Source organism: Nostoc sp. (assembly GCF_036917435.1).
Taxonomy (GTDB): Bacteria; Cyanobacteriota; Cyanobacteriia; order Cyanobacteriales; family Nostocaceae; genus Nostoc.
Window position 1 is genome coordinate 57,607 of the sequence record NZ_JBALDM010000045.1, and the last position, 24,846, is coordinate 82,452.

Sequence of the window (24,846 nt, forward strand, 5' to 3'; positions counted from 1 at the left end):
AAGACTCTTAGCACGCTGAAAGCTGACAAGCAAACGAAAAAACTCGCCTTTACTAAAATCCCAAACTTGCTAATTGGGAGAGAAGTCACAAGAGGCGGCTTATGAGAAGTCCTTAGACAATTCTGTTATGACCTTAGCCTATGGCAACCCCTTGGGCGAACCCGCAGGATGCCGAGGCTGGGAACCATCAGAATTTTAGTCGCCGATTTAGAACTTCGGGATTTATCAACCGCAACCGACTTTTAGGAACTTGAGATTGTATGGCCAACGTTTCCGACTGGTTTGAGGAACGCCTGGAGATTCAGGCACTCGCTGAAGACGTTACTAGTAAGTACGTCCCTCCCCATGTCAACATCTTCTACTGCCTGGGTGGTATTACCCTAGTTTGCTTTCTTATCCAGTTTGCCACTGGATTTGCGATGACGTTCTACTACAGGCCAACAGTCACTGAAGCTTTCTCTTCAGTGGAGTACATCATGAATGAAGTCAACTTCGGTTGGCTAATTCGCTCCATCCATCGCTGGTCTGCCAGCATGATGGTATTGATGATGATTTTGCACACCTTCCGGGTTTATCTGACTGGTGGTTTCAAAAAGCCCCGCGAATTGACCTGGATAAGTGGTGTGATCCTGGCTGTAATTACAGTTTCCTTTGGAGTCACCGGCTATTCCCTACCTTGGGATCAAGTTGGCTACTGGGCTGTAAAAATCGTTAGCGGTGTACCAGAAGCAATTCCCGTAGTTGGCGTTTTGATCTCCGACCTGCTGCGCGGCGGTTCAAGTGTTGGTCAAGCAACACTAACTCGTTACTACAGCGCCCACACCTTTGTACTACCTTGGTTGATTGCAGTCTTCATGCTGTTTCACTTCTTGATGATTCGCAAGCAAGGCATTTCCGGGCCTTTGTAATCTCAGTTATTAGCGAAAGGCAAGATTTGTCAGTTTTCAGATGAAGTTGTTTGTTTTAAATTTATGAAACACAATAATAATTGCACATAAGTTCCAACAAACAAACACTTCTATCTGAAGCCTAAAGCTCTAAACTCCTTCCAGGCGACTGACTGGAGACAAAAACGCTGATTCCCGTCTGCTAGGGATCCCTAGTACCTGATAGCCTTCACAAATGCTTTAATTTAACTTAAGCAGGAGACACATTTCAAAATGTCAACACAAAAAAAACCTGACCTGAGCGATCCTCTGTTAAGAGCTAAACTCGCTAAAGGCATGGGTCACAATTACTATGGTGAACCCGCTTGGCCTAATGACTTACTTTATGTATTTCCCATCGTGATCATGGGTTCCTTCGCTGCAATTGTAGCTCTAGCCGTGCTAGATCCTGCAATGACCGGTGAACCAGCAAATCCTTTCGCCACACCATTGGAAATTTTGCCAGAGTGGTATTTATATCCAGTCTTCCAAATTTTGCGATCGCTTCCTAACAAACTTTTAGGAGTGTTAGCAATGGGTTCTGTACCAGTTGGGCTAATTCTCGTTCCTTTTATTGAGAACGTCAACAAGTTCCAAAACCCTTTCCGCCGTCCAGTTGCAACCACAGTCTTCCTCTTTGGTACTCTTGTCACCCTGTGGCTGGGTATTGGTGCTGCCTTGCCATTGGATAAATCTTTGACCTTGGGACTATTCTAAATTAGTCTCCTCAAAGTGCTTTAACGCCTGTGAGTTTCAAAAGTGTATACAGATGTGCTTTTGAAAGAAATCTACAGGCGTTAATTTTAACAGGATTGCGGAAGTCCTCACCCTATCTACGAGACGCTACGCAAACAACTCGTAGTAGTGTGGGGATTAATAGTCTTCAATCAATAGAGCATTAAGACTAGCCTTTCAAGGTGGGTAAAATTTTGTTGAATAGACTCGTCTTTAACCTCTTAACTCTGTGTCGCGCCAATTGCTACAAGTCGGGGAACCCGCCCAACGCACTGGTTTATCTGTGCCACTATGGTTAAATAAAAGACTTTTTAACCGCAGAGAACGCGGAGGACGCAGAGAGAAAAAAGAGATTTTACAAGTCACCTTGAAAGGACTAAGTATTAAGCCCCATCGTATTGACAAATTCATTAGCTCAGTCTCTCCAATACGATTTCTCAGTCTCCATCTGAGAATGCCTAAGACTTGCGCTAAATTCATCAAATATAAACATTTTTTACTTAATTAACATAAGTTGCTAGTTACGACCCTTGAAATGCCAAAATCGTTAGTGTTTTGTATTTTGGTACACAAAATATCTCAATTTAGATTTTTCTATATCAAAAAAATTTGGCAAATAGTGCAAAATTTAATAACTAGCAACTTAGGTTTATTTATATTTAAGTCACAGTTAATGTTTACTATAGTGCAGCAAGACCATCTGAAGGTTAAGAGCGAACTTACTCTCCTAAACCAGGTGCAAGAATGGTTTGAGCAATTTTGTCTGCAACATTTGTCTCAACTTGGTTGGTCAAAAACCCAACTCGATCGCCTCAATTTAGCATTAGCAGAAGGCTTTACCAACGCTGTTCGTCACGCTCATCATGCTTTACCCCCAGAAACAACCATTGAGATTAATGTCGATCTGTGGATCGATCGACTAGAGATTAGAATTTGGGATTATGGAAAACCTTTCAATCCCGATGCGATCGCAGAGCCAGCCCCAGGTACTCTACAAGTAGGTGGGTATGGATGGTTTCTGCTGCGGCGGTTGGCAGATCGTGTTGTATACGAACGCGGTGCAGATGGTAGAAATTGCCTTCTCATTGTTAAATACTCAGTAGAAGCACAAATGTAAAAGTAAAGTTGAGCCACTAACTTTAAAACAAAAGCATAAGCAGAAGGGATTATACTTCAAGATATAGTTATTTGATTGATAAAAGTATACTCCTTCTCAATAGTTTTTGAATTAGGGTAATATATTTTTTGCGTAAAATTGCTTAGTTATTATAATTTTTTTGTAAAATCTCAAAGAATATTTTTGTATAAAAAAAATTTAGTGAATACAGTAAAGATAACATTCGAGTTACACTAGCTCCCTTGTTAATATTTGTCAGCAGTGTTGAGAACCGGAATGTTTGTTTCCCAACAAATGCCATTTAGTCCTTAAAGAGATAGAGATAATAGGGGACAGACTATGATTAAAACAGCCCTAATTACAGGAATAACTGGTCAAGATGGCTACTATCTCAGCCATTTGCTTCTCAACCGTGGTTACAGAGTTGTCGGATTAGTACCCCCACATCGACAACCTAATTTAACAAAGCTGGGAACACTGGCCAATCAGGTAGAGATTTTTACGGTTGACTTGAGGGATAATGCAGCGCTATTAACCGCAGTTGAACAACTGCGTCCCCAAGAAATTTACAATTTGGCGGCTCCGAGTTTTGTACCCGACTCTTGGAACGATCCATTGGGAACCCTAGATTTGATTACTGGTACAGCTACCAGACTTTTGGAAGCAGTACGACAGGTTGGTTTGTCTACCAGATTTTATCAAGCCAGCAGTTCGGAAATGTTTGGCGATGTATTTAGTTCGCCTCAAGACGAAGAAACGTCTTTTCGCCCTAAAAATCCCTATGCTGCCGCGAAGATGCACGCCCACTGGACAATGGTGCATCACAGACAGCGCTATGGATTATTTGCCTGTAGTGGAATTTTATATAACCATGAGTCTCCGCTACGCGCACCTCAGTTTGTCACCCGAAAAGTTTCTTTAGCAGCCGCATCGATTAAATTGGGTTTAACTGACACCTTAGAAATAGGTAATCTAGATGCTAAACGCGATTGGGGATTCGCTGGAGATTACGTAGAAGCTATGTGGTTGATGTTGCAAGTAGACGAGCCAGAAGAATATGTTATTGGTACTGGTAAACTGCACAGTGTTAGAGACTTAGTTGCTACAGCCTTTGAGTCTGTCGGATTGGATTGGACGCATCATATAGTTTTAAATACCAGTTTATTGCGACAAGATGAGCATTTTGAACTAGTAGCTAACCCTAGTAAAGCTAAAAGGAACCTTGGCTGGGAACCCCAAGTGAGCTTTGAGGAACTTTTAGAAAAAATGGTAAAAACAGATTTAGAGCGGTTACAAAACGGTGCGATCGCGCCCTTATCGCAAGTGTAATTAGGGAGATAGTAGGTAAAAGGCAAGAGGAATTACTCACGCTTAAAAATCTAAGTGGGAGTTAAAATGTGAACACTTTGCATCATGTTATGGCATGTCTTGTAACAGTATCTTTTTGTGAACTGGGTTTCATTCATACTTCTTTCCCTTTGCCTCCTGCCTTTTCCCATAACCTAATATGCACACCAGTACAGTGACGGAAAACCTCAAGTTAGGTGATAAAGTTGACAAAAAAACTAACCATGTCTTCGTATTTTTAGAAATTTTTGCTCACGAAGGTGGTATCCAATCATATATAAAAGATATTTTCCGTGCCTATCAGGGATTGAGTCAAGTTTACAAAGCGGAAGTTTTTTTGCTGAGAGATAGCCCCGATAGGTTAAATCCGTTTGAAGCCGAAAACTTAAAATTTCATTACTTTAAAAATCAGTCCCCTCATTTAGGGAGGCTACAAATGGCAGCAGCTTTACTTAAATGTCTGTTGCAAAACCGTCCGCAGCAAGTTTTCTGCGGTCATATTAACTTAGCAGTATTAATCCAAACTCTTTGTCAGCCCTTGGGAATTCCTTACACCGTGCTAACTTACGGCAAAGAAGTGTGGGAACCTTTGAAAAATCAAGAACGTCGCGCCCTGACATCAGCAGATAGAATCTGGACAATTAGCCGTTACAGCCGCGATCGCGCTTGTCTTGCCAATGGTTTAAACCCCAAAATGGTAGAGATGATGCCTTGTGCAATTGATGGGGATAAATTTACTCCTGGTTCCAAGCAGCCAGAATTAGTTCAGAAATATGGTTTCACCGATTCTAAGGTGTTAATGACAGTAGCACGCTTATGGTCAGGGGATATTTACAAGGGTGTAGATGTCACGATTCGGGCATTACCACAAATTGCTCAAGTTTTCCCAAAAGTGAAATATTTAGTAATTGGTCGTGGTGATGACCAACCGCGATTGGCACAGTTAGCAAATGATTTAGGTGTGAGCGATCGCGTCGTCTTTGCTGGTTTCGTTGCCACAGAAGAATTAATGGAACATTACCGCCTTGCTGATGCCTATATCATGCCTTCACAAGAAGGTTTTGGCATTGTCTATCTAGAAGCAATGGCTTGTGGAGTACCGGTGTTATCCGGTGATGACGATGGCTCTGCCGACCCCTTACAGGATGGTAAACTAGGATGGCGAGTACCACACCGCAGTCCTGATGCTGTAGCAGCAGCTTGCATAGAAATGCTTCAAGGGGATGACCAACGATGTGATAGACAGTGGCTGCGAGAACAAGCGATCGCTCTGTTTGGCATAAACGCCTTCCAACAGCACTTGCAAAAAATGCTTCTATCCTCAGTCATCAAGTCAAAATGACAAATGACTAATGACTAATGACTAAAATCGCTATCCTAGAAGGAGAGCAGGACGACATTTAAAAAATGAGCTTTAAGTCATTTCAATTGAATCTTTTAAATCTCCGGCCTTGGCTCACCCTGCTAGCAGTTTTTTGGTTGCTGGCATCACTGGGCTTAGGTTGGTTGGTTAATTCGTTGCTAATTATTGTTGGGTTGGTGTTTTTGGCACCCGTCGTAGCTTTTTTTGGCTTTCGTTGGTGGCTGCAACGCAACTTGGTTGCCGATCAGTGTCCCGTCTGTAGATATGAATTTACGGGGTTAAATAACAGTCAGTTACAGTGTCCTAACTGTGGTGAGTCGCTGTTAGTACAAGATAGTCATTTTCAGCGCTTCACACCAGAAGGCACAATTGATGTCACTGCTGTCGAAGTTCAAGCTAAATCACTGGAAGATTAGTCATTAGTCATTAGTCATTAGTCATTAGTAAAAGACAAATGACTAATGATTATTTATTTTGTTGCGAGATTGAGAGGGTGTAGTTAAACTGCTGCTGGGATAGTTCGCCCACATGCACCGTGTATCTTCCTGCTTGCCAGTAACCAGGAAGCTCTGCCTTGCCTCCAGAGGAACTATCGGCCATTACACAAAAACGCCCTCCTGGCCCGTCGATCAACAGCGTTGGCTTCCCTTGACTTTCTACTGTTAATCGTAAATAAGGTAGTGACTCTGTAACTTGGATAACTTGACTAGGTTCAGTGGTAATATTGCCACAATTACTTTTGACAGTTCCCCCAGACTTTCCGTTCAAAACTAGTGGATCTGGTTGGAAAGTCCGATTTATTTGGACTTTTGGTGTCTCTGCCAAATTAGCCTCAGCAAAAAACAAGCTCATCACTAAAGCTGTGGGAACAATTGCAAGTAGCCGAAGCGTTTTCATTTTAATTAATGCTCCAGATTTTTTAGAGCAATGTTGTTATACGGTCTAATTTAATCGACGATATCAATCCATCTTGGTTCCAAAAGCTGCTGTGTCACCTAATACCATTAAAAATTGTTTGTGAAGATGGGATGTAGAGATATTGCCAAGTAAAAGCTCTACATTTGTCATGCAAATTAACTCATATATGATGGCTAGCGATCGCTTGTCTGACAAAATGTTTAAGAAGTATTATAAACATCACTTTAACAGGGGATTTACTTGCGTAAATAACACTATTTATCCTAGTTGTATATGTGCTTTTTTTATAGTTTCTAGTGCTTTTATATACTTTATCTTCAATAAACAGCCATACACGAAGTAGTATTTTTTACGGTTTTTACTAGTTAAAATACTGCATAAAAAATATCACAACAAAAAAACATAATTTTTACCTGTCAGAAAGGTATTGCACACACAGACATTAGCTAAAATCACTAAGACAACCAGCAAGAATAGAATCTAGTTGGTTTGTTATCTAAATAAGTTACCTAGCTGAGGTAGATAAAGATTTATGAATCTTCAACCAGAAGAAGACTTACAGCGTCGCCTCGATAAGCTAGAGGCGGAGATTAATTCACCACCTGGGGTTGTTTCTCAACCACAAGGACAAAAACAGATGCCTCAGTCTGTTTTTGCTAACTTGAACTTGCAACTAGAGCGATTTCAGATTTGGTTCAAAGGCTTATCTGGGACGAAAAAGCTGGTAGTTTCGGGTGTGACGGTGCTAGTAGCCTTGGCGATGCTGCAAGCAGTGTTTAAACTAGTTGCATCTGTAATCACTCTGGCACTTTTGGCAGCGTTAGTGTATGTTGGATACAAATTTTTTGTGTCTGGTAGCTTTCAACGTAAGCAATAAGTTGATATGCAATTACTTGGCAATCTGCCCGGAGTTATGAGAGCCAGGAGCCATAATACAAAAGGTTCTTGACTCATAACTCTTAAATTCTATTTCAATATGCTTTTCTTTTTGCTGATTAGCTGAGTCTATTTTAATAGTGCCGATCGCGGCGTAAAAATAATATCAAAGGGAATTATTCGATGACCTCACCAATTGTCAGGAGAAGTAGTAATCAATCTGGTCAGTCAAAAGAACCGGAAAGAGCCAGTTCGATGTTGCTAGCAAGTAGGCGTTTTGCTGCTTGGGCGGCTGAAATCACACTAGTGGTTGCCAGTGGGTTGATTCCCTTCGGCATTGGTGTATATGCCAATACTAGAAGCGATCTGAACCGAGTACCGCTTAACCCCGTGCTAGTAGTTACAGAAAGAGCGATCGCAAGACCCCTAGCTCTACCTGTAAGCTATGGCATCCGTAATGTGGCATGGCCGACTAATATTTTGTGGACAATCGCCCTATTAGCCCCTGTAACCCTTTCCTGGTGGCAATTGTATCTACTGGCTAAAACTGGTAGAACAATTCCGAAACGTTGGTTCAAAGTGCGGGTTGTCAACGAGCAAGGGAAGCCGCCCGGATTGGGGGCAGTTGTCATTAGAGAAGGAGTTGGACGTTGGACTGTACCCATTTCCATCGCCTATCTGTTGTGGCGCTACAGTTTTGCTTTCCCAAATTTGGGATTATTCACATTTTTGTCTTTATTAATGATTGTGGGTGAAGGGATCGGCTTACCGTCACGTCGGGGTCGTCGCGCCCTGCACGATCAACTTGCAGGCACTTATACAATAGATGCAACTCGCCCCTTACCATCCTCACTCTTAAGTAACAACAGACAAACTCAATCTGCTGACGGGAATGATGAAACAGAAGCGCAAGAGGGAGAAGAATTTGCGGCAGATGAAACCAACCATTCACCCAACCTGTGGCGGCGAATACAGCAAAATCCTAACCTAACATTGTTTGGGGTAGGGCTTACGAGTATGACGGCTGTGTTAGCAACTTTAATCGGCACTCAAGTTTATATCCAAATTCAACAATCCCAACGAGCAACTAAGCAAATTAATAGCCAACAGTTCCTCGAACTTGTCAAACAATTGACTCCCAACTCTGGGGTGACTAATGAGCAACGCCAAAGTGCAATTTTGGCGATGGGCGGTCTTAACGATCCACAGTCTATTAAATATCTGGCGGATTTATTGGTTAGCGAAACCAACCCCAGCCTCCTCGATACGATTCAACAAGCTTTGACAACTGTCGGGCCCCAAGCCATCCCCGAATTAAAAAATAAGAATCAGTTTTTGGTTAGCGAACTGGAATCTGTGGGCAGCACTGCAACCCAAGAACGGGATTTGCGGCAAGGGCGGCTACAAAGAAACCAGAGAACAATCAACAAAATTCTCTCTGTGTATAGCGGAAAAATGGAGGGCGTTGACCTTAGTAGCACCCAATTGGGTCAAAGTGGTAGTCCAGGAAGTTCATTCTTCAACTTGGTACTAGACAACCTTGATTTATCAGGAGTTAAGTTTAAATCTGCAAATCTTAACCAAGCCAGCTTTAAGGGTAGCCGTTTTCGGGGTGCAGGTGAAGATGGACGTTGGGATACCTACGATGATGTAATAGCTGATTTAAGTCAAGCTCAGTTACAGCAAGCAAATCTGACTGATGCTAACCTGAGTCGCGTCTTGATGAACCGGATAGATTTGAGCCGCGCCACTCTCAACAGAGCCAACTTATCCAACGCGCGTTTATATGACGCAAAACTCAACAGTACCCAACTAGTAGGAGCCGATCTGCGAAACGCAGTTTTGGAAAGAGCCAGCTTGACTGGGGCTGATTTAGGTGACGCTAAATTGAACGAAGCCAATCTGTATGCGGCCCGTTTAGGTCGCGTCACTGCTATAGGAACACAATTATCCTTTGCCAACTTAACTAACACTGATTGGCAAGGAGCAGATTTATCAGGAGCCTATTTGGATCGTGCTAATCTCAGCAATGCTAACCTGAGCGCCACTCGTCTCGCTGGTGCTGTTTTGCGTTCTGCCCAGATGGAAAACGTTAATTTACAAAATGCTGACTTGAGTCTTGCAGATTTACGGGGAGCAAACGTGGCAGGGGCAGATTTTAAGGGAGCAATTCTCGCCCCTAGTAAAGAAGATCCAGCAGATCAATTTGTCAAAACCCCAGATTTAGGCTCAGTATCTGCCGTAGTCCAAGGGGTTGATTTTTCTAAAGCCAAAAATTTAGATGCCAAGCAATTAGCATACATTTGTACTCAAGGGGGCATTCATCCTCGTTGCCCGTAGAATGGAGAATGGGGCATGGGGCATGGAAATAATTGCAATTCCCAATGCCCAATGCCCAATGCCCAATTCCCAATAACAAAATGGTGTGAGGAGTCAGTTATGAAATATATTCCATATTTGGTTTCAGTTTTGGGGGCTGGTTTGGTCTTGAGTCTGGCGACTACTAAACCAGCACAAGCTCAAGTAGCTTATGGCAGTTATGTAGGTATAGGCCCCACTGTTGGTTTTACTGATGGTATCCAATTCGGGGGAGTGATAGCTGGGCGCTACAAGCTTTTGGAAGCACCGCTTTCACTGCGTGCCCAAGTGTTAATTGGCAATAATACGGCAGTTGTGCCAACGGTTTCTTACGATTTCCCTCTTAACTGGCAAGCTGATGTGTACCTGGGTGCTGGGTTAGTGTTGGCTGGTGGTGGTGGTTCTTCTCCTGTGGGTGACAAAATCAGTTTTGCTTTACAACCGGGCATCGATTATATGATCCCAAATAGCAATACTGTCCTTTTTGGCAATGCCATCATCGCTTTTGATGCCTACCGTGATAGTAGTGGTACAGCTATTTCTGTACAAGGTGGTGTTGGTTTGAGGTTTTAATGGGTAAATGAAAACCCTGGTGCGATCGCTATCCCTAAGAAGCGTTAAACTTCATTGCAAATTAAGAAGTTAGTCCAAACAACATGATAATTTTTTGTCATGAAGAGAAATAGCACAGGAGAACACAGTGGCAATGGAATCAAATTTATTAACAGATGCGGGCGCAGATGAAGTGAATCAAGATTTCAGTGAGTATGTCGCCAACCTGCAACTTCACATGACTCTGCAAGCTCGCAATCTTGTTCCATCCCTGAAACAAACACTGGTAGATAGCCGCCAGCAATTACTCCATCAAACCCAAGCCCACTTTGAAAAGCTAGTTTCTCGACAAGGGCTGTAAATATATACAAACTTTAATCAAAATTCCAATAAAATAAAGGCAGATGTTGTTGGGGTAATGCCAATGGTATGCTCACAATGTCTGCTTTTTCTGCTTTTTTTAAGTATTGAGTGACTAATAATCACCCTTTTGGCACAACAGTAAGGAACAAAAAGCAGTTAGTATAATTGCAGTAGTTCCTTTGAAGAGCAGTTAGTTAAGGCTAAATAGCGGCTCGAATAAAAATGACTTCATTACTTCCCAGAAACCTCAGCGTTGTTATCCGACCAGTCCAATACCGTGATCTGGACGGAATTGAGCGCATAAATCAAGAGTCATTCGCAGCCCTCACTCCCCAGGGAGCAGGTTTTGCCATCAGCCAGATGCTCATACTACGTCGCTGGTATGGATTACTCAAGTTTTTGAGTTGGTTTCCTAATCCACTCCAGTATCGCCTCTGTGCTTACGTTGCAGAGCAAGGGCGGATGCTTTTAGGGATGATTCAAGTATCACCCTTTAACCGAACACGCAGCACTTGGCGTATTGATCAAGTGTTGTTAGAGCGCGGTGTCGATAAACAAGGAATTGGCTCGCAACTTTTGCGTCATTGCTTTGAATCGATGTTGGAAGCTCGCACTTGGCTACTGGAAGTTAACATCAACGATATTGAGGCGCTAGCACTATATCGACAAAATGGATTCCAGCGTCTGGCAGAAATGACGTATTGGGAAATTGAGCCAGAATTACTAGCTGAATTGGCACAAGCAGAGCCAGATTTACCTAACCTGTTGCCAGTGAGTAATGCTGATGCTCAGTTGCTATATCAACTAGATACGGCATCTATGCCACCTCTAGTACGTCAGGTTTTTGATCGAAATACCCGCGACTTTAAAACCAGTTTGTTTGGTGCTTTAAGTGATGCTGTGAAGCAATGGCTGACCAAAACAGAAGTAGTCAGTGGTTATGTATTTGAACCCCAACGCAAAGCTGCGATCGGCTATTTTCAGGTACAACTTGACCGAAAGGGTGAAGTTCCCCACGTGGCAACGTTGACGGTTCATCCTGCTTACACTTGGCTGTATCCAGAATTGTTATCTCAACTAGCTCGGATTGCCCAAGATTTCCCCCAACAAGGGTTACAATTAGCTTCCTCTGACTATCAGGCAGAGCGAGAAGAGTATTTGGAACGAATTGGGGCAAAGCGGATAGAGCATACATTAGTTATGTCTCGCTCTGTATGGCACAAACTACGAGAGTCTAAATTCGTCTCTCTAGAAGGTATTCAGTGGACTGATATGCTGCAAGGTTTACAACCAGCACGTAAACCTATACCAGGTGGAATGTCATGGATACAACCAGGAAAGCTGCCATCTTCAGATAAACCACTGCCAATCAAGTCAGAACCGATTAACTTTCCGATAAAAAACCCAAGCATAGAAGCATCGCCGATTCCTGAATCAGTAGATGTAGAGCAGGAGAATTAGTGATATCCCAAGACCAACCAAAACCGTTTATTTCAGCCTTGGGACTAGATTTTGGTCGCAAGCGCATTGGTGTGGCTGGGTGCGATCGCACTGGTTTAATTGCTACTGGAATTACCACAATTGAGCGCACATCTTTTGAGCAGGATGTGGAGCAAATTCGGCAAATAGTTAATGAACGCGAGGTGCAAATCCTAGTTATGGGCTTGCCTTATTCAATGGATGGCTCAATAGGATTTCAGGCGCGTCAAGTTCAAAAATTTACTACAAGACTTACTAGAGCCCTAAAACTGCCTGTGGAATATATGGATGAGCGATTAACCTCATTTCAAGCAGAGCAACTGCTGATCGCTGAGAATCGCTCCCCGTCACGCCATAAAGGTCTGATTGACCGTAAAGCTGCCGCTTTAATCTTACAACAATGGCTGGATGTTAAGCGTGCTAATTCCCGCAGTTCAGTTGGGGCTATTGAATATTGAATATTGATACCTTTTAACGTGATATTCTGAAAACGATTAGCCAGCACTTGTATCTACGTATAAAGCTATTTGCTTGATATAATATGTCATTAATATAGTTAAGCGATTTCCACAGTTGCTGGTATTTATTAAATTTTTACATTTCGGCTATGTTTTCCCCTCCATTTCCTGAAGAAAATGATAACGCTCATACCAGTTCCATCACTTTAACCGATGAAAAAGGGCGATCGCTCGAATGTTATGTAGAGCATTCCCTTGAGGTAGATGGACAAGAATACGTTTTACTTCTGCCTGTAGACTCACCCGTAGAGATTTTTTCTTGGGAAGGTGATGATGAGGAAGAAGAAGCGGTTCTGGTAGAAGACGACAACATCATTGAGCAAATTTTTGCTAATGCTCAAGCTGTACTATCTGAGCAAAATCTGATATTGAAGAACACAGCTTATGCTTTGACAGTTGCAGGTGATTTGCCGCCAGTTGAAGAATCAGAACTCTTTACCTTAGAAATCGAAGACGAAGAAGCAGATTTAGATCCAGAGCAATTACAGCTACTCGCTAGCTTCTATGAGGAAGATCAGGAGTATGCAATTTATACACCACTCGATCCCTTGTTATTTTTTGCACGGATAGCGAAAACAGGTGAACCAGAATTGCTCTCTCCAGAGGAGTTTCGCCAAGTGCAACCTCTGTTAGAGGAACATCTTTTTAATGAAGTAGAATAAAATTCAAAATTCAAAATGTTACATTTTCATTTTGAATTTTGAATTTCCATCAAAATTTACTTAAACTTTTTACCATATCCAATTAAATGTGGAAGCAGTGAAACATTGACACTAAATTGGGACATTTTGTGTTGTTGAAAATTCTAAAAAAGCATAGAATTTTACAGTGTTGGCTGCAATTGTCCGACTTAAGGCTACTGCTCAAAAGCAGCAATTGTTACGATCTCCAAATTGAGCGTTAGCCTTTGAAAATGATGTCGTACAGTGACAGCAGAATCTCCACCACAATCAGAATCACCACATACCACTCTACTCGCTGGCTACTGCTATGCTGCATGAACTCTAGCACTGTTTGGGCGGTTTGGGTAATTAGTTCTAGCTTGCGTTCCAAAGCATTGTGACGCTCCCGGATTTCGTATTCATCTTCTAAGCGGAGATATAAGTTTTCTAACTGTGGGGCTTCCCAGAGCAACTCCGGCTTATCAATAATCTCTACTCGACCTACAATCTTATGTTGAACTAACAGCGCAGTCCCAAGTTGACGGAGTAATTCCCTACTCTGCTTTCTTCCTCTGTTTTCGCGTTGGAGACTAGCTGCAAATGGTTTAATTTGATCAAATACAGTCGCTAGGCTAGTTTCATAATGAGACAGCACAACACTCTTTGCAAGGATATCAGCTACTATTTGCAAGCGTTCTACACTAAATTCATGCAGCAAAATCTTTCCTTCCTTAACTCTCTCACTCTCCGCAATGTTGAGATGAACTTCCACTTCTTCTGTTTCTGGATCGGCAAAAGAGTCACTAACTTGAGAGGATAGTTTGGTCAAGAAAGCTACCTTTTCTACAGGCTCAAGATTAAACAAGACAACTGCACCATAGTCTAGCAGTACCACACATCCGTGTTCACCGACTGTAACCATTAGTGGCATAGTCGCCAAACAAACGTAATTATCCAACGTCTGTAAGTGAATATCCTCACCAAGGAATAGGGCCTGCGCTCTAAATTTATCTCTGTCATTAAAAAGGAGTTTTTGCATTGTTGCCCTACTTGCTTTTCTGCCTGTTGTAATAATGGGGGATGTTTGGAAGTTTTTGAAGTTACAACAAAACAATATATTTATTGATTTGAATAAATATTACATCAAAGAGATAGATAAGATTTTAGGGATTTTATCTCAAAATGTTCAAGGAGATATTCTAGGATGGAGTTCGACTAACTAAACTATATTGGGTTATGCTCATTTGTCTGAGCTATTTAAATTTGACTGGTGACTATGGCCTGGAACAATCTTTTGCAACCTGACTTGATTTTAGAGGGTTCAGTGTTGAACCTAACACCAGATATTATCCAAAAATACGGACTTAAAGGGCTGGTGTTGGATGTAGACGAAACCTTAGTACCCTTTACAGTCGGGATGGCTTCACCAGAACTACGAGAATGGGTGGAGCAAATTCGCACCTGTACTGCATTGTGTTTGGTGAGTAACAACCTGAGTGAAGCGCGAATTGGGGGAATTGCGCGATCGCTCAACCTACCCTACTATTTAGGTGCAGCCAAGCCCTCTCGACGCAAAATTAGGGCAGCAGTCAGGACAATGGATCTACCAGTGCATCAAGTGGGGATGGTAGGCGATCGCTTATTTACCGATGTCATAGCTGGTAATCGTCTGGGGATGTTTACCATTTTAGTTGAACCCATTGTCCATGCCGACGCAGCTTTGCGTTCTCATCCCATCCGCAACTTTGAAGTATGGGTATCTGAAATCTTAGGAGCCTCTATTACCCCAAAGAAAAGCAAGATTCACAAAACTTGAAAAATCGTCAGGAAAGTAAATCTAAAGAAATGCTTAAGGAATCTTACTGGAAGCTAAAAATCGGGGATCATAAGTATTAATAACATGGGGTCAGCCAAAAAAGACCCTAACTCATACTAAGTAAATATACTTCCGTAAAGCGTCAACCTTCACTATAGAGGGATTGGCGCTTTACAAATTGAGTTAGGAGTTAGAAGTTATGAGTTATGAATTAAATTCAACTCCTAACTCCTCACTCCTAACTCCTCACTTTTTAGATGTCACTAACAATTGTTGTCAAAATCGGTACTTCTAGCCTTACTCAACCAGAAACGGGACAATTAGCACTTTCTACGATCGCTACTTTGGCAGAAACACTCTGCCATTTGAGAAGCCAAGGACATCGGGTAATTTTGGTTTCTTCTGGTGCTGTGGGCGTGGGTTGTGCGCGGTTGGGCTTAACTGAACGTCCGAAAGCGATCGCACTCAAACAAGCTGTAGCAGCAGTTGGACAAGGTAGATTAATCCGTATATATGATGATTTATTTACTACTCTGCAACAAGCGATCGCTCAAGTATTATTGACACGTAGCGACTTAGTACAGCGCAGCCGCTATCTCAATGCTTACAATACTTTCCAGGAATTGCTAGGACTGGGAGTGATCCCCATCGTCAATGAAAATGATACTGTAGCGATAGACGAACTAAAATTTGGTGATAATGATACCCTTTCGGCATTGGTTGCTAGTTTAGTAGAAGCAGATTGGTTATTTTTGCTTACCGATGTCGATCGCCTCTACTCAGCCGATCCCCGTTCAGTGCCAGATGCTCGACCGATCGCTTTAGTTAGTAGCATTAAAGAATTAGCCGAATTACAAATACAAACAGGTTCCCAAGGTTCTCAGTGGGGGACTGGCGGGATGCTGACAAAAATTTCGGCGGCAAGAATTGCGATCGCGGCGGGAGTGCGGACTGTAATTACCCAAGGGCGATTTCCCCGGAATATCGAAAAAATTATTCAAGGTGAACTGATTGGGACGCATTTTGAACCGCAACCTGAACCAACTTCGGCGCGTAAACGTTGGATAGCTTACGGACTTTTACCTGCGGGTAAATTGTATTTAGATGAAGGTGCGATCGCGGCAATCTCTCTAGGGGGAAAATCGTTATTAGCTGCTGGAATTAAGGCAGTAGAAGGAGAGTTTGACGCACAGGATGCGGTGCAATTGTGTGACAGTAACGGTAACGAAATTGCTAGAGGACTTGTGAATTACAACAGCAACGATCTGCAAAAGATTCGCGGTTGTCATTCACGAGAAATTCCCACAATTTTAGGCTATGCCGGTGTGGAAACAGTAATTCACCGGGATAATTTAGTTTTGACTTAAAATGTAAATAAGATAAATTCTATGACTACTAACTGGGAGAGTAAAAAATCTTATGACTCAAACGTTAGAAAATGCTATTAACTTACCAGAAGAACAACGCTTTTTCCGGCATGGATTAACTTGGGAAAAGTTTAAAACGATTCAAGCCAGTTTTGAAAATGTACCAGGGGTGCGACTGTTCTATTGTGATGGAGTATTAGAAATAGTGACAATTGGTAAGTCTCATGAGGCTATTAGGTGTTTAATGGGTCTGCTGCTGGGGCAGTATTTTGTGGAACAGGGCATTGAATTTTTCCCTAGTGGGAGTTTTAGCCAGATTATTCCTGAGATGGTAGAATATCAAGCAGATTTATCTTATTGCTTTGGAACCGACAAACCTGTACCAGACTTGTGTATTGAAGTGGTGATTACTAGCGGTAGTCCCATAAAGTTACAGAAGTATAAATTAATGGGAGTCTCAGAAGTTTGGTTTTGGGAAGATGGCACAATTGAGGTTTACTGCTTACGAGAACAAGAATATGAGAAAGTTGTTAAAAGTGAGTTGTTTCTAGAGTTAGATTTATCCCTGCTCAATCGTTGTCTTTTGTTGTCATCTCCCTTGGAAGCGATTAGAGAGTTTCGCCAGGGAATTCAATAAATGTAGACTGAGACGATTCACTCTGGTTGGCTGCGTTCAGAATGACAAAATTATTTTGTTTAAGGTTCGCGCAGCGTGCCGGAGGCATTACCGCAAAGAACGCAAAGGGCGCGAAGTATAGAAAGAGAAGATTTTACAACTGTAGCTGGATTGAATATCTTACAGCAAATATCAAACTAACATAGAAGCGATCGCCACACCACCCCACAATGGCGCATCATCACCCAACACCGCCGGCACAATTTCAAAATCAACCTCCGGTAAAGCCGTCTCCCGCGCCACCTGACGCACCATCCGCCAAAAATCCTCACCCGCTTTCGTCACCCCACCTCCCAACACAAAGCGCTGCGGATTCATCAAATTCGCCACATTACCAATACCCACACCTAGCGCCCAAGCAGCCTTATCCAAAACTTCCTTAGCCAAATCATCCCCAGCCGCCGCCGCTTCACTTACCAACTGCCCCGTCAGCAACCTTAAATCATCCCCCACCAAACCCCTCAAAACCTCTCCCCCTTGGCGTACTTGGCGACTTGGCGGTTCGTTCTCCAAAATTTCCCTAATATTTTGCGCCATATAAGGCCCCGAAGCCAAACGTTCCACACATCCCCGCTTCCCACACAAACAAACTGGCCCAGCAGGATCTACAACAATATGTCCGATTTCCCCAGCCATCCCACCAGCCCCCCGCCAAGGCTGCCCATTGAGTATCCAACCACCACCCACGCCAGTGCTGACAGTAATGTAAAACAAACTATCGTATCCCTGTCCCGCACCAAAACGGTGTTCACCCAAAGCAGCAACATTGGCATCATTATCTACACCAACACTCACACCAAACTCATCCTCCAACAAAGCTTTGAGAGGTATATTTTCCCATCCAGCCACATGATGAGATAGTCGCACCGTCCCCGTGGAAGCATCAACCGGGCCGCCAAAGCTGACACCGATCGCAGCAGGTTTTGCGTCTTCTAGCAGCGAGTAAATGAGCGATCGCATAATTTCCAAGTCAGTGCTAGCATCTGCACCTACTGGCGAGAGACGACGTTCATAACGCAACCACTTTCTCGAACCGATGTTTACCAATCCTGCCGCTAATTTAGTTCCGCCAAAATCTAGAGCTAAAATTAATGTCATTTACTTACTTCATTAATAAACTGTTGTAATCGCTCATCATGCGAACCTTTCCAATAAATGCGATCGCCATAGCCACAGATATTTGGATTACCCTACTGGCAAGAATTTGTCACAGTTGCAAAACTTTATCTATTGTATTGAAACAATCAATGCTTCTTCAAGTGACCTATCTCCACTATAGAATGACTATTTAGCTTGATTTAAGCAACCTGATAGAGATAAAAAATTATAAAGATTCTCAAATACTTGCATTTATTTTTGAGTTCAGTTACAGTCAAGGCAGATACCCATCATCAAACCCTGACATAAGCTTCAGAAAGTTAGATTAGGTAAAAGAGTAAATAACAAGTTTGTTAATGTTGATACCAGTGATGCTGTTGATAATTAGTCACTAGCTTTCAACATTAACGTATCATGTATTAACTACGAGGTATTAAAGTATTTACCCCTAATTTTGTTGTTTTTATTTTTCGATTATAATTGAGAATTATTCGCAATATGTATAAATCGATGGATATTATATTGAAAGTAGATAGTGGAGAAAGATTTTGTAACTCATATTGGCTGATTTCACATCGTTCTTTAGGAATATATTCTTCACAAGAAAAACAAAAAATTATATTTTTAGATGTAAAAACAGGATTTGTAACTAGCTATATAAATAACTTCAGCAAAACTTTAAACAAATATCTTACTGCGAACAATATTTCTGATTGTAGTATCAGCTACATTGATATTATCAGGAAGTTAATCCTTAGTAACTCTCCAAGTGGCTTTGTATGTATGTACAAGGTTTCATTTATTTGATTTTGCGAAAGAAAGCAAGCTCATAAAAGTCGAGTTTCAGCAAGTGAAAATTTATAAAATACCAAATAACAATAAAACTAGATACAAAATTAACGCCGCTCATACGGAAAAATCTATCTTGACACTATTTATCTTTATTGTGGAGAATTTATTAACCGGAAAGACCTCGATCAATAATGATGTTATAAAGTGGCTACCTAGTTTTAATAGGGAAATGAATATTGTTCCTTTCTATCTCCTTTAGCCAAGGATATTGTAGCTAAGAACACAATTGTATTTTCTAATACCTTTTGTCCATAAAATACGCTAATGAGTACAGCGAGATGAATACTTTTTTTTGTTCTGATGAGTCACAGCAAGTAGGAGAAGATGTTATTGGTAGCGCCACCAATTATCAAACTTATATTTTAGTTGAGTGTCCTTTACCGTGGACATCAGAAGCATTTAATTCTAAATGGGTTCCTCAGAATTTGAGGATTTTGGTGGATGAAGTAAAGCGTGCGAAACTACCGATTAGATTTCTTTTAATTGCTAATGATATCTCACACAAAGTAAATCACACTACGCTGTTGATTTATCAAAAACAAGAGGGATTAAGTAATGGATACTATAAACAAGAGTTTAAGCTAGAAAATATTGAGCAAGTAGCAGCAGTTGTCCAAAAATGGTTATGGGGTATCAACTCTAATTCTGAGATAGAAACTAGTACAACTAGAGATATTTTAATTTGTACTCACGGTAGCCATGATAAGTGCTGTGCTAGATATGGCGCTCCTTTTTATTTCCATGTTACCGCTAGTAATGCTGATTTGTGCTTAGATAATGTGCGAATTTGGAAATCATCGCACTTTGGGGGACATCGGTTTGCACCAACAATCATCGATTTGCCAGAAGGAAGATACTATGGTCGTCTAGATCAAGATTCATTCAGATCGATTTTGACTCGGACTGGTGATATTCAAGCTTTACAAAAAGTCTATAGAGGCTGGGGAATTCTACCTGCTGCACTTCAGATTTTGGAAAGAGAGCTAATCTTTTGTAACGGATGGGATTGGTTTAACTACAAAGTTGCAGGTAAAATTTTAGAGCAAAGTTTAGACAACAATACTATCCTAGCTGAACTAAGTTTTGAACAACCTTCTGGTTCTCTCTACACTTACCAGGCTAAACTTGTGAAAGATGAAACAAGGACTCAACAACTCAAGAGTTCATGTAATGCAACAAAAGAGTTGGTAGTTACTAAATATGCTGTAGATAGTCTTTGGCTTACCTCTAATAAGGTGATAAGTTATAGCGTATAAAAGACTGGGGTATGCATCTACCTAAATTCGTAATTTGCGTAATAAGGCTCTCGTAGAATTAATAAGTCCAGTTTTGCTTAGTCTGCAAGCTATAGGTTCCATCTTGCACATTCACTCGCTCAGGAATTAGATTTAGATCCCTAAATACATTTGCCTGATGCTGTAGAGCAGTGAGTGATTGATCGTCAATAGGAATGATGGCACGTTCGGCACTACGTTGCTGTAAAGTTTCTAGAATGGATGGATCGATTTCATGATTTTGTGCCATTCGTTGAACCGCTTCCAATTCCTGCCTCTTAGCCCAAGCTCCAGCTTCATTTACCTCTTCTAAAATCACCTTGAGCAGGTCGGGATAGTCGCGTACTATCTCTGGAATCGCGTAGTAATAAGTCGGAACTTCTATAGAAGCTTTGTCACCAAATATGCTCTCCAGATCGGCAATCGATCGCCCTGGGTAAGCGCTTCGGGTCTGAGTTGCCGTGTAGGGAACCCAAATCACCCAAGCATCGACTTCACCACGACGGAATAGGGGTAGCGCCTCCGGCTGTGTGAGATAAACTGGCTCAATGTCATTAAAATCTAGACCTACTTTCGCCAGCGATCGCACAAGTACGTAATGGGCGCTTGAACCTTTGTCAAAAGCTATCTTTTTACCCTTCAAGTCTGGTAGTGTCTGAATCGGCGAATCTTCCGGTACCAAAATCGCTTGACCTTTGGGAGCAGTATATTTTTCTTTTGCTACCCGCACAAATATATGATCTGCTGCTTGTGAGAAGATGCTTGCCGTACCGCCACCGCCGCAGAAGTCAATTGTCCCATTACTGAGTGCTTCTATCAAAGAAGAGGCTGATAAAAAGCTTGTCCAGGTGACACTCAGCCCATAAGGTTGCAAACGCGTTTCGAGCAAGCCTTGAGTCCGAAGAACTTCCAGATTTGTCATCCCCTCTGGATACCCTATTTTGAGTTGCTTGAGCCGCCGCGCTTGTTCAGCTAAGGGCGTGTTGCTAGATCGAGCAGAACGGCTAGAAAACCAGCGATCCAAAACTATACAAAAAATTATGCCCCCCACAAATAGCCCTACGGTTTCTAGTAACCGAGTTGTCGAATCTTTGGGTGTATTGGCAGATTCAGCAGCAACAGCAAGACCGTCAAAAGCCATCAAGACCAAACTCGCAGCAAAACCGATGCAAAATAAGACTGCAAACCTGTAGGCAGCCGATCTCCGAATGGCTGCTTTGAGCGACTGTAAGATGTTTTGACCTGTGCCTCTAGGTAAAAGGTTAATGAAACGGCTAATCATTATGAGTCCTTGGCTGAAATATCTATTTGGTTAGGCGGCTGATTGTGAAGGATTTGGGCTGAAACCCCTCTAGTAATTGATGCTGGGAATGAATGGAGCATTACATACGAGAATGCAGCTATAGTGTTATACTTTTTTGGGCCGTTTATATATTATTACTGAGGCTTACCCCATTTTTTTTGAAGTTAGAGAAATTGGTAAATAACTTAGGTTTTTGGATGATGGCAGTGGAACCAACATCCAAGATTAATTACCTCTGTTGGCGATCGCCTCCGGTGGAGTGTCACTTATGGAAATCTAAGACAAACAAACCCTATTTCTCGATATTGCGGGGCTGATTGCTCAGGTTCAGCGATTGGTAATTTCGGTCATCAAACAGGTGTTGAGCGAGTGATGGTGATGGATTGGTTAATTGCAACAATTAAGATCGGGCTAGCTGCTGCTGTAGCAACAACCTTTGACGACAATATTTATCTGACTGCTTTTTTTAGCTCAGTTAATCGGACTTTTCGGCCTCAGCACGTTGTAGTTGGTGAGCTTCTAGGGTTCACAGCATTAGTGATAGTAAGTTTGCTTGGTTTCTTATTGGGTCTAGTAATTCCGTCAACTTGGATTGGTCTACTAGGGGTTCTGCCGATACTAATTGGTTTGAACAATTTACGCAACCTTAATAAGGATGACTCAAATGAAGATAAGTCAGCCAATCAGAAAATAAACTCTAAATATCGAGGATTTGATTCCAGAAAGCGATCGCTCTGGGATGTAATCCGCGATCCACAAACCTATCGTGTCTCTGCCGTCACGCTTGCCAATGGTGGTAACAATTTGGGGATCTATATTCCCCTATTTGCCACTAGCTCAATTCAAAATCTGTCCGTAATAATACCAGTTTGCTATGTCATTGTTTTCTGCTGGCTATTGATGTCCTATAACCTGACTCGCCTACCTGGTATTGCTTTAGTCCTCAGCCGCTATGCTAGTAAGATATTTCCCTTTGTACTAATGTGGCTAGGCTATAGAATTTTGATGGATAGTGAATCCTATCGTCTTTTTTTACCGAAGAGTTGACGGTAAAGGAGACTGGGGAGAAATAATTTCTAACTCCTCACTTATGGGACTTCCAAATTAAAAAATACTCAAGTACTTCTTGTGGGGTGGGCATCTTGCCCGCCTTTGTATATGAGCGCTCATGTTGCCCACCCCACAAGATTGAGTAATTTATTTGTTGGAAGTCCCTATACTAGTTCTGCATGAAGGTGCGCCAAACTATATGAGGAACGAACCGCAAAGAACGCAAAGGACACAAAGAAAGAGAGGAAGAAAAAAAAAGCAAAGGAAATTTGGCGCAGCTTCACAAAGAAACGGTATTAAGCTGTCGTGCATTTAATTTGCACAGCTAGGGCGGGCAAGATGCCCACCCCACAAGAGATTTATTTTTTTGAGGATGCAAATTAAAGTATTTTCAGCTTAGAAGCAAAATTCTAGATCCAAAATCAAGATGAAGCCATATTTAAGACTTTCCTTAACAAAACTTGGTCTTCTAATTTGGCTTTTAAACGACCATTTTCAATATCTCGAATCCAGCTTTGACTTTTACCTGTGAGCTTTGCCAGTTCTCTTTGGGAAAGATTCAAATTTTTTCGCGCCTGCAAAATCTGTTCGCCCAGTAAATCGTTTGTAGCTTTGGGTTTTCTTTTGGCTTTAGCAGTTCGCCGTTGCTTTTTTTCTGATTCTGAAATTTGCTGTTCCCATTCTGGTGGGAGTTCAAAAGCTAAAATCCGCGCATTCATTAACAAATTCCACTTACCACGGGGGCCTGTGTCTGTGAGGCGAGTTTCAGCACCACCGTCGTTTGTCCAAAATTCTAATGCTTCATCTGGATCTTCGGGAAGATCAACTAATTTCGCCCACAATGGTTGAATTTCTGGTGGGTATGTAATTGGATCGAAAAGTGGCTTCATTCCATAGTGATTGAGAATTTCTAAATCGCTTTCAAAGGTTCGCAGCAAACGTTTGCGTTCTTCTCGTTGTCTCGATGCAAGGGCGACTTTTTCTTCGCCGTAAGCAATCCGCAGCAAGGTAGGAATAGTGATGCGTTGTTCCTTGCCCATTTTGGTTTTAAACAGCAACCACAGCATTAACCGAACTGCGCCTTCATGTTGCTGCCAAATGCTCATAACTGTGGTGAGTAGCGTTTTGGGGAGACTACCGTATTGATAGAATGCGGTTCGCTCTTTACACGCTTGTTTATTTAAGAAATATTGCGCCCATGCACCTGCTCTGATTTTAAAAGTTAGCCCAATCAGATATTTGCATCCAAGATTGTCTTCTTGAAAGTGATGCTGAATATCTACTAAGTGCCATAGGCGGCTGTTTGTAATAGAGAATCCGTTAATTCGACCTTGTTGCGGCCAGTCAATGGAGATAATTAGGGAGCAAGCTTGCTGAACAAGATTTTTCATTAAAGCTAGCTTGGCAGCTTTGCTTAAGTCTTTGCGTTTCTCCATCCCTAGATATTTCTCGATTTGGCGCTCATCGATCGCAAATTCTTGTTCCCAAGGTTGCTCTAAAGCTGTGGCGTAAGCTGCAAAAATTAGATGTATGCAGGCGGCTCTGATGTCAAGCCCCTCAATTGCTGCTATATCTGTGGCTTTGTCGTTAACTTTTAATGGATCTTGGATGTGAAATGCGATCGCACCCTTACCTTGATTAACTTGTCTGCTGTAACTGATGTAGCCTTCTTCGTCGGTTTCCCAATGTAGTGATGTGCGTTGTGCTAGTACATTACAAGCTTCCCAAATTGCGATCGCAGAAGCAAATGGATTATTCTTGCCGTTAGAAAACAAGTCTAAGCTGCTAGCATCTCTCGGTTCAACCTTGCATCTCCCCTTTTTCGCCTGCCAAAGAATGGGAGACTTAGTTGGACAAGCTATTACACATTGTGGTTTAGAATAATAGCCCTCACAATTATTACAAAGACCAGGATCAATCCAATATTCATTGTCCTCTATTCTGATTGCACCCGTAGGACATTGGGGGCGGCAGTTGTCACATCCAACGCAACTGTTGTTAGGAATTGTATAAGGCATAAGGCTCTTTTCCCACTCTAATCGTTGAGATGTCTGTCTCAGTTCTCCCCTGGATGAGTCCTGTCTATTCATGACTCGCTACCACATCATCTTTCTGGCGAGAATAATCTTTTCTCACCCATTCACTCTCCACATCCATATTTTGACTTTGCATCCAATCGGAAGCTATTTAAGGCTT

The 24,846-nt window shown here is 42.0% G+C and carries 25 protein-coding genes; 19 read left to right on the plus strand and 6 right to left on the minus strand.

The window, feature by feature from the left end; translation table 11 throughout:
• Window positions 1–260: 260 nt before the first annotated feature.
• Both petB and petD read left to right on the plus strand, forming a co-directional pair.
• Window positions 261–908: a cytochrome b6 gene (gene petB / locus V7K98_RS21880; RefSeq protein ID WP_094332660.1), complete on the plus strand. Its 648-nt coding sequence runs from the start codon at window positions 261–263 to the stop codon at window positions 906–908.
• A 252-nt stretch (window positions 909–1,160) separates the two neighbouring features.
• Window positions 1,161–1,643: a cytochrome b6-f complex subunit IV gene (petD, locus tag V7K98_RS21885; protein ID WP_335025619.1), complete on the plus strand. Its 483-nt coding sequence runs from the start codon at window positions 1,161–1,163 to the stop codon at window positions 1,641–1,643.
• A gap of 231 nt (window positions 1,644–1,874) precedes the next feature.
• Here petD and V7K98_RS21890 read toward each other — a convergent pair whose 3' ends face one another.
• Window positions 1,875–2,072 (minus strand): hypothetical protein, encoded by a 198-nt coding sequence (locus V7K98_RS21890; protein WP_335025621.1) that lies wholly within the window; start codon window positions 2,070–2,072, stop codon window positions 1,875–1,877.
• A 262-nt stretch (window positions 2,073–2,334) separates the two neighbouring features.
• Here V7K98_RS21890 and V7K98_RS21895 point away from each other — a divergent pair, with 262 nt between their 5' ends.
• From V7K98_RS21895 to V7K98_RS21910, 4 genes are all read left to right on the plus strand, one after another.
• Window positions 2,335–2,778, plus strand: coding sequence for an ATP-binding protein (locus V7K98_RS21895; protein WP_335025623.1), 444 nt, complete (start codon window positions 2,335–2,337; stop codon window positions 2,776–2,778).
• A 339-nt stretch (window positions 2,779–3,117) separates the two neighbouring features.
• Window positions 3,118–4,107 carry a GDP-mannose 4,6-dehydratase gene (locus tag V7K98_RS21900; protein WP_335025625.1) on the plus strand — a complete coding sequence of 330 codons (990 nt, stop codon included), beginning with the start codon at window positions 3,118–3,120 and terminating at the stop codon, window positions 4,105–4,107.
• A 178-nt stretch (window positions 4,108–4,285) separates the two neighbouring features.
• Window positions 4,286–5,467, plus strand: a complete 1,182-nt coding sequence (locus V7K98_RS21905; protein ID WP_335025628.1) for a glycosyltransferase family 4 protein — start codon at window positions 4,286–4,288, stop codon at window positions 5,465–5,467.
• A gap of 65 nt (window positions 5,468–5,532) precedes the next feature.
• Window positions 5,533–5,904: a hypothetical protein gene (locus V7K98_RS21910; protein WP_335025630.1), complete on the plus strand. Its 372-nt coding sequence runs from the start codon at window positions 5,533–5,535 to the stop codon at window positions 5,902–5,904.
• Window positions 5,905–5,953: 49 nt separating this feature from the next.
• Here the strand turns inward: V7K98_RS21910 and V7K98_RS21915 are convergent, their stop codons facing one another.
• Window positions 5,954–6,385, minus strand: a complete 432-nt coding sequence (locus V7K98_RS21915; protein ID WP_335025632.1) for a hypothetical protein — start codon at window positions 6,383–6,385, stop codon at window positions 5,954–5,956.
• Window positions 6,386–6,938: 553 nt separating this feature from the next.
• Here V7K98_RS21915 and V7K98_RS21920 point away from each other — a divergent pair.
• The 7 genes from V7K98_RS21920 to V7K98_RS21950 all read left to right on the plus strand — a co-directional run bounded on the left by V7K98_RS21920 (window position 6,939) and on the right by V7K98_RS21950 (window position 13,214).
• Window positions 6,939–7,283 carry a hypothetical protein gene (locus V7K98_RS21920; protein WP_335025634.1) on the plus strand — a complete coding sequence of 115 codons (345 nt, stop codon included), beginning with the start codon at window positions 6,939–6,941 and terminating at the stop codon, window positions 7,281–7,283.
• 182 nt (window positions 7,284–7,465) lie between these two features.
• Complete coding sequence (locus tag V7K98_RS21925) at window positions 7,466–9,622, plus strand: pentapeptide repeat-containing protein (RefSeq protein ID WP_335025636.1); 2,157 nt, start codon at window positions 7,466–7,468, stop codon at window positions 9,620–9,622.
• A gap of 99 nt (window positions 9,623–9,721) precedes the next feature.
• The gene (locus V7K98_RS21930; RefSeq protein WP_335026060.1) at window positions 9,722–10,213 is read left to right on the plus strand and encodes a hypothetical protein; all 492 of its coding nucleotides are present in this window, start codon (window positions 9,722–9,724) and stop codon (window positions 10,211–10,213) included.
• Between the two features lie 133 nt (window positions 10,214–10,346).
• Window positions 10,347–10,553 carry a hypothetical protein gene (locus V7K98_RS21935; protein ID WP_012407131.1) on the plus strand — a complete coding sequence of 69 codons (207 nt, stop codon included), beginning with the start codon at window positions 10,347–10,349 and terminating at the stop codon, window positions 10,551–10,553.
• Window positions 10,554–10,777: 224 nt separating this feature from the next.
• A complete protein-coding gene (locus V7K98_RS21940) occupies window positions 10,778–12,016 on the plus strand; it encodes a GNAT family N-acetyltransferase (RefSeq protein WP_335025638.1) in 1,239 nt (412 codons plus the stop codon).
• A complete protein-coding gene (ruvX, locus tag V7K98_RS21945; RefSeq protein WP_335025640.1) occupies window positions 12,016–12,492 on the plus strand; it encodes a Holliday junction resolvase RuvX in 477 nt (158 codons plus the stop codon). The genes V7K98_RS21940 and ruvX overlap by 1 nt, the downstream gene beginning before the upstream one ends.
• Window positions 12,493–12,641: 149 nt before the next feature.
• Window positions 12,642–13,214 (plus strand): DUF3727 domain-containing protein, encoded by a 573-nt coding sequence (locus V7K98_RS21950; RefSeq protein WP_335025642.1) that lies wholly within the window; start codon window positions 12,642–12,644, stop codon window positions 13,212–13,214.
• A gap of 238 nt (window positions 13,215–13,452) precedes the next feature.
• On the opposite strand, the gene V7K98_RS21955 is transcribed toward V7K98_RS21950, so the two are convergent.
• Window positions 13,453–14,253, minus strand: a complete 801-nt coding sequence (locus V7K98_RS21955; protein WP_335025644.1) for an RMD1 family protein — start codon at window positions 14,251–14,253, stop codon at window positions 13,453–13,455.
• A gap of 237 nt (window positions 14,254–14,490) precedes the next feature.
• On the opposite strand from V7K98_RS21955, the gene V7K98_RS21960 reads away from it, so the two are divergent.
• The 3 genes from V7K98_RS21960 to V7K98_RS21970 all read left to right on the plus strand — a co-directional run bounded on the left by V7K98_RS21960 (window position 14,491) and on the right by V7K98_RS21970 (window position 17,034).
• Window positions 14,491–15,030 carry a YqeG family HAD IIIA-type phosphatase gene (locus tag V7K98_RS21960; protein ID WP_292700133.1) on the plus strand — a complete coding sequence of 180 codons (540 nt, stop codon included), beginning with the start codon at window positions 14,491–14,493 and terminating at the stop codon, window positions 15,028–15,030.
• A 257-nt stretch (window positions 15,031–15,287) separates the two neighbouring features.
• On the plus strand, window positions 15,288–16,397 hold the full coding sequence (gene proB / locus V7K98_RS21965; RefSeq protein ID WP_335025647.1) for a glutamate 5-kinase: 1,110 nt from the start codon (window positions 15,288–15,290) through the stop codon (window positions 16,395–16,397).
• A gap of 52 nt (window positions 16,398–16,449) precedes the next feature.
• A complete protein-coding gene (locus V7K98_RS21970; protein ID WP_335025649.1) occupies window positions 16,450–17,034 on the plus strand; it encodes a Uma2 family endonuclease in 585 nt (194 codons plus the stop codon).
• Between the two features lie 171 nt (window positions 17,035–17,205).
• Here the strand turns inward: V7K98_RS21970 and V7K98_RS21975 are convergent, their stop codons facing one another.
• Window positions 17,206–18,171 (minus strand): ROK family protein, encoded by a 966-nt coding sequence (locus V7K98_RS21975; protein WP_335025651.1) that lies wholly within the window; start codon window positions 18,169–18,171, stop codon window positions 17,206–17,208.
• Window positions 18,172–19,301: 1,130 nt separating this feature from the next.
• On the opposite strand from V7K98_RS21975, the gene V7K98_RS21980 reads away from it, so the two are divergent.
• A complete protein-coding gene (locus V7K98_RS21980; protein WP_335025653.1) occupies window positions 19,302–20,279 on the plus strand; it encodes a sucrase ferredoxin in 978 nt (325 codons plus the stop codon).
• Window positions 20,280–20,337: 58 nt separating this feature from the next.
• Here the strand turns inward: V7K98_RS21980 and V7K98_RS21985 are convergent, their stop codons facing one another.
• A complete protein-coding gene (locus V7K98_RS21985; protein WP_335025656.1) occupies window positions 20,338–21,579 on the minus strand; it encodes an aliphatic sulfonate ABC transporter substrate-binding protein in 1,242 nt (413 codons plus the stop codon).
• 179 nt (window positions 21,580–21,758) lie between these two features.
• Here V7K98_RS21985 and V7K98_RS21990 point away from each other — a divergent pair, with 179 nt between their 5' ends.
• Both V7K98_RS21990 and V7K98_RS21995 read left to right on the plus strand, forming a co-directional pair.
• A complete protein-coding gene (locus V7K98_RS21990; RefSeq protein WP_335025658.1) occupies window positions 21,759–21,917 on the plus strand; it encodes a hypothetical protein in 159 nt (52 codons plus the stop codon).
• A gap of 61 nt (window positions 21,918–21,978) precedes the next feature.
• A complete protein-coding gene (locus V7K98_RS21995; protein ID WP_335025660.1) occupies window positions 21,979–22,647 on the plus strand; it encodes a cadmium resistance transporter in 669 nt (222 codons plus the stop codon).
• A gap of 425 nt (window positions 22,648–23,072) precedes the next feature.
• Here the strand turns inward: V7K98_RS21995 and V7K98_RS22000 are convergent, their stop codons facing one another.
• The gene (locus V7K98_RS22000; RefSeq protein ID WP_335025662.1) at window positions 23,073–24,668 is read right to left on the minus strand and encodes a helix-turn-helix domain-containing protein; all 1,596 of its coding nucleotides are present in this window, start codon (window positions 24,666–24,668) and stop codon (window positions 23,073–23,075) included.
• Between the last annotated feature and the right edge of the window lie 178 nt (window positions 24,669–24,846).

Excerpts from the sequence above, each read along its gene's own strand:
- petB (WP_094332660.1), top strand. The coding sequence starts at position 261 with ATGGCCAACGTTTCCGACTGGTTTGAGGAACGCCTGGAGATTCAGGCA.
- petD (WP_335025619.1), top strand. The coding sequence starts at position 1,161 with ATGTCAACACAAAAAAAACCTGACCTGAGCGATCCTCTGTTAAGAGCT.
- V7K98_RS21890 (WP_335025621.1), bottom strand. The coding sequence starts at position 2,072 with ATGAATTTGTCAATACGATGGGGCTTAATACTTAGTCCTTTCAAGGTG.
- V7K98_RS21895 (WP_335025623.1), top strand. The coding sequence starts at position 2,335 with ATGTTTACTATAGTGCAGCAAGACCATCTGAAGGTTAAGAGCGAACTT.
- V7K98_RS21900 (WP_335025625.1), top strand. The coding sequence starts at position 3,118 with ATGATTAAAACAGCCCTAATTACAGGAATAACTGGTCAAGATGGCTAC.
- V7K98_RS21905 (WP_335025628.1), top strand. The coding sequence starts at position 4,286 with ATGCACACCAGTACAGTGACGGAAAACCTCAAGTTAGGTGATAAAGTT.
- V7K98_RS21910 (WP_335025630.1), top strand. The coding sequence starts at position 5,533 with ATGAGCTTTAAGTCATTTCAATTGAATCTTTTAAATCTCCGGCCTTGG.
- V7K98_RS21915 (WP_335025632.1), bottom strand. The coding sequence starts at position 6,385 with ATGAAAACGCTTCGGCTACTTGCAATTGTTCCCACAGCTTTAGTGATG.
- V7K98_RS21920 (WP_335025634.1), top strand. The coding sequence starts at position 6,939 with ATGAATCTTCAACCAGAAGAAGACTTACAGCGTCGCCTCGATAAGCTA.
- V7K98_RS21925 (WP_335025636.1), top strand. The coding sequence starts at position 7,466 with ATGACCTCACCAATTGTCAGGAGAAGTAGTAATCAATCTGGTCAGTCA.
- V7K98_RS21930 (WP_335026060.1), top strand. The coding sequence starts at position 9,722 with ATGAAATATATTCCATATTTGGTTTCAGTTTTGGGGGCTGGTTTGGTC.
- V7K98_RS21935 (WP_012407131.1), top strand. The coding sequence starts at position 10,347 with ATGGAATCAAATTTATTAACAGATGCGGGCGCAGATGAAGTGAATCAA.
- V7K98_RS21940 (WP_335025638.1), top strand. The coding sequence starts at position 10,778 with ATGACTTCATTACTTCCCAGAAACCTCAGCGTTGTTATCCGACCAGTC.
- V7K98_RS21950 (WP_335025642.1), top strand. The coding sequence starts at position 12,642 with ATGTTTTCCCCTCCATTTCCTGAAGAAAATGATAACGCTCATACCAGT.
- V7K98_RS21955 (WP_335025644.1), bottom strand. The coding sequence starts at position 14,253 with ATGCAAAAACTCCTTTTTAATGACAGAGATAAATTTAGAGCGCAGGCC.
- V7K98_RS21960 (WP_292700133.1), top strand. The coding sequence starts at position 14,491 with ATGGCCTGGAACAATCTTTTGCAACCTGACTTGATTTTAGAGGGTTCA.
- proB (WP_335025647.1), top strand. The coding sequence starts at position 15,288 with ATGTCACTAACAATTGTTGTCAAAATCGGTACTTCTAGCCTTACTCAA.
- V7K98_RS21970 (WP_335025649.1), top strand. The coding sequence starts at position 16,450 with ATGACTCAAACGTTAGAAAATGCTATTAACTTACCAGAAGAACAACGC.
- V7K98_RS21975 (WP_335025651.1), bottom strand. The coding sequence starts at position 18,171 with ATGACATTAATTTTAGCTCTAGATTTTGGCGGAACTAAATTAGCGGCA.
- V7K98_RS21980 (WP_335025653.1), top strand. The coding sequence starts at position 19,302 with ATGAATACTTTTTTTTGTTCTGATGAGTCACAGCAAGTAGGAGAAGAT.
- V7K98_RS21985 (WP_335025656.1), bottom strand. The coding sequence starts at position 21,579 with ATGATTAGCCGTTTCATTAACCTTTTACCTAGAGGCACAGGTCAAAAC.
- V7K98_RS21995 (WP_335025660.1), top strand. The coding sequence starts at position 21,979 with ATGGATTGGTTAATTGCAACAATTAAGATCGGGCTAGCTGCTGCTGTA.
- V7K98_RS22000 (WP_335025662.1), bottom strand. The coding sequence starts at position 24,668 with ATGCCTTATACAATTCCTAACAACAGTTGCGTTGGATGTGACAACTGC.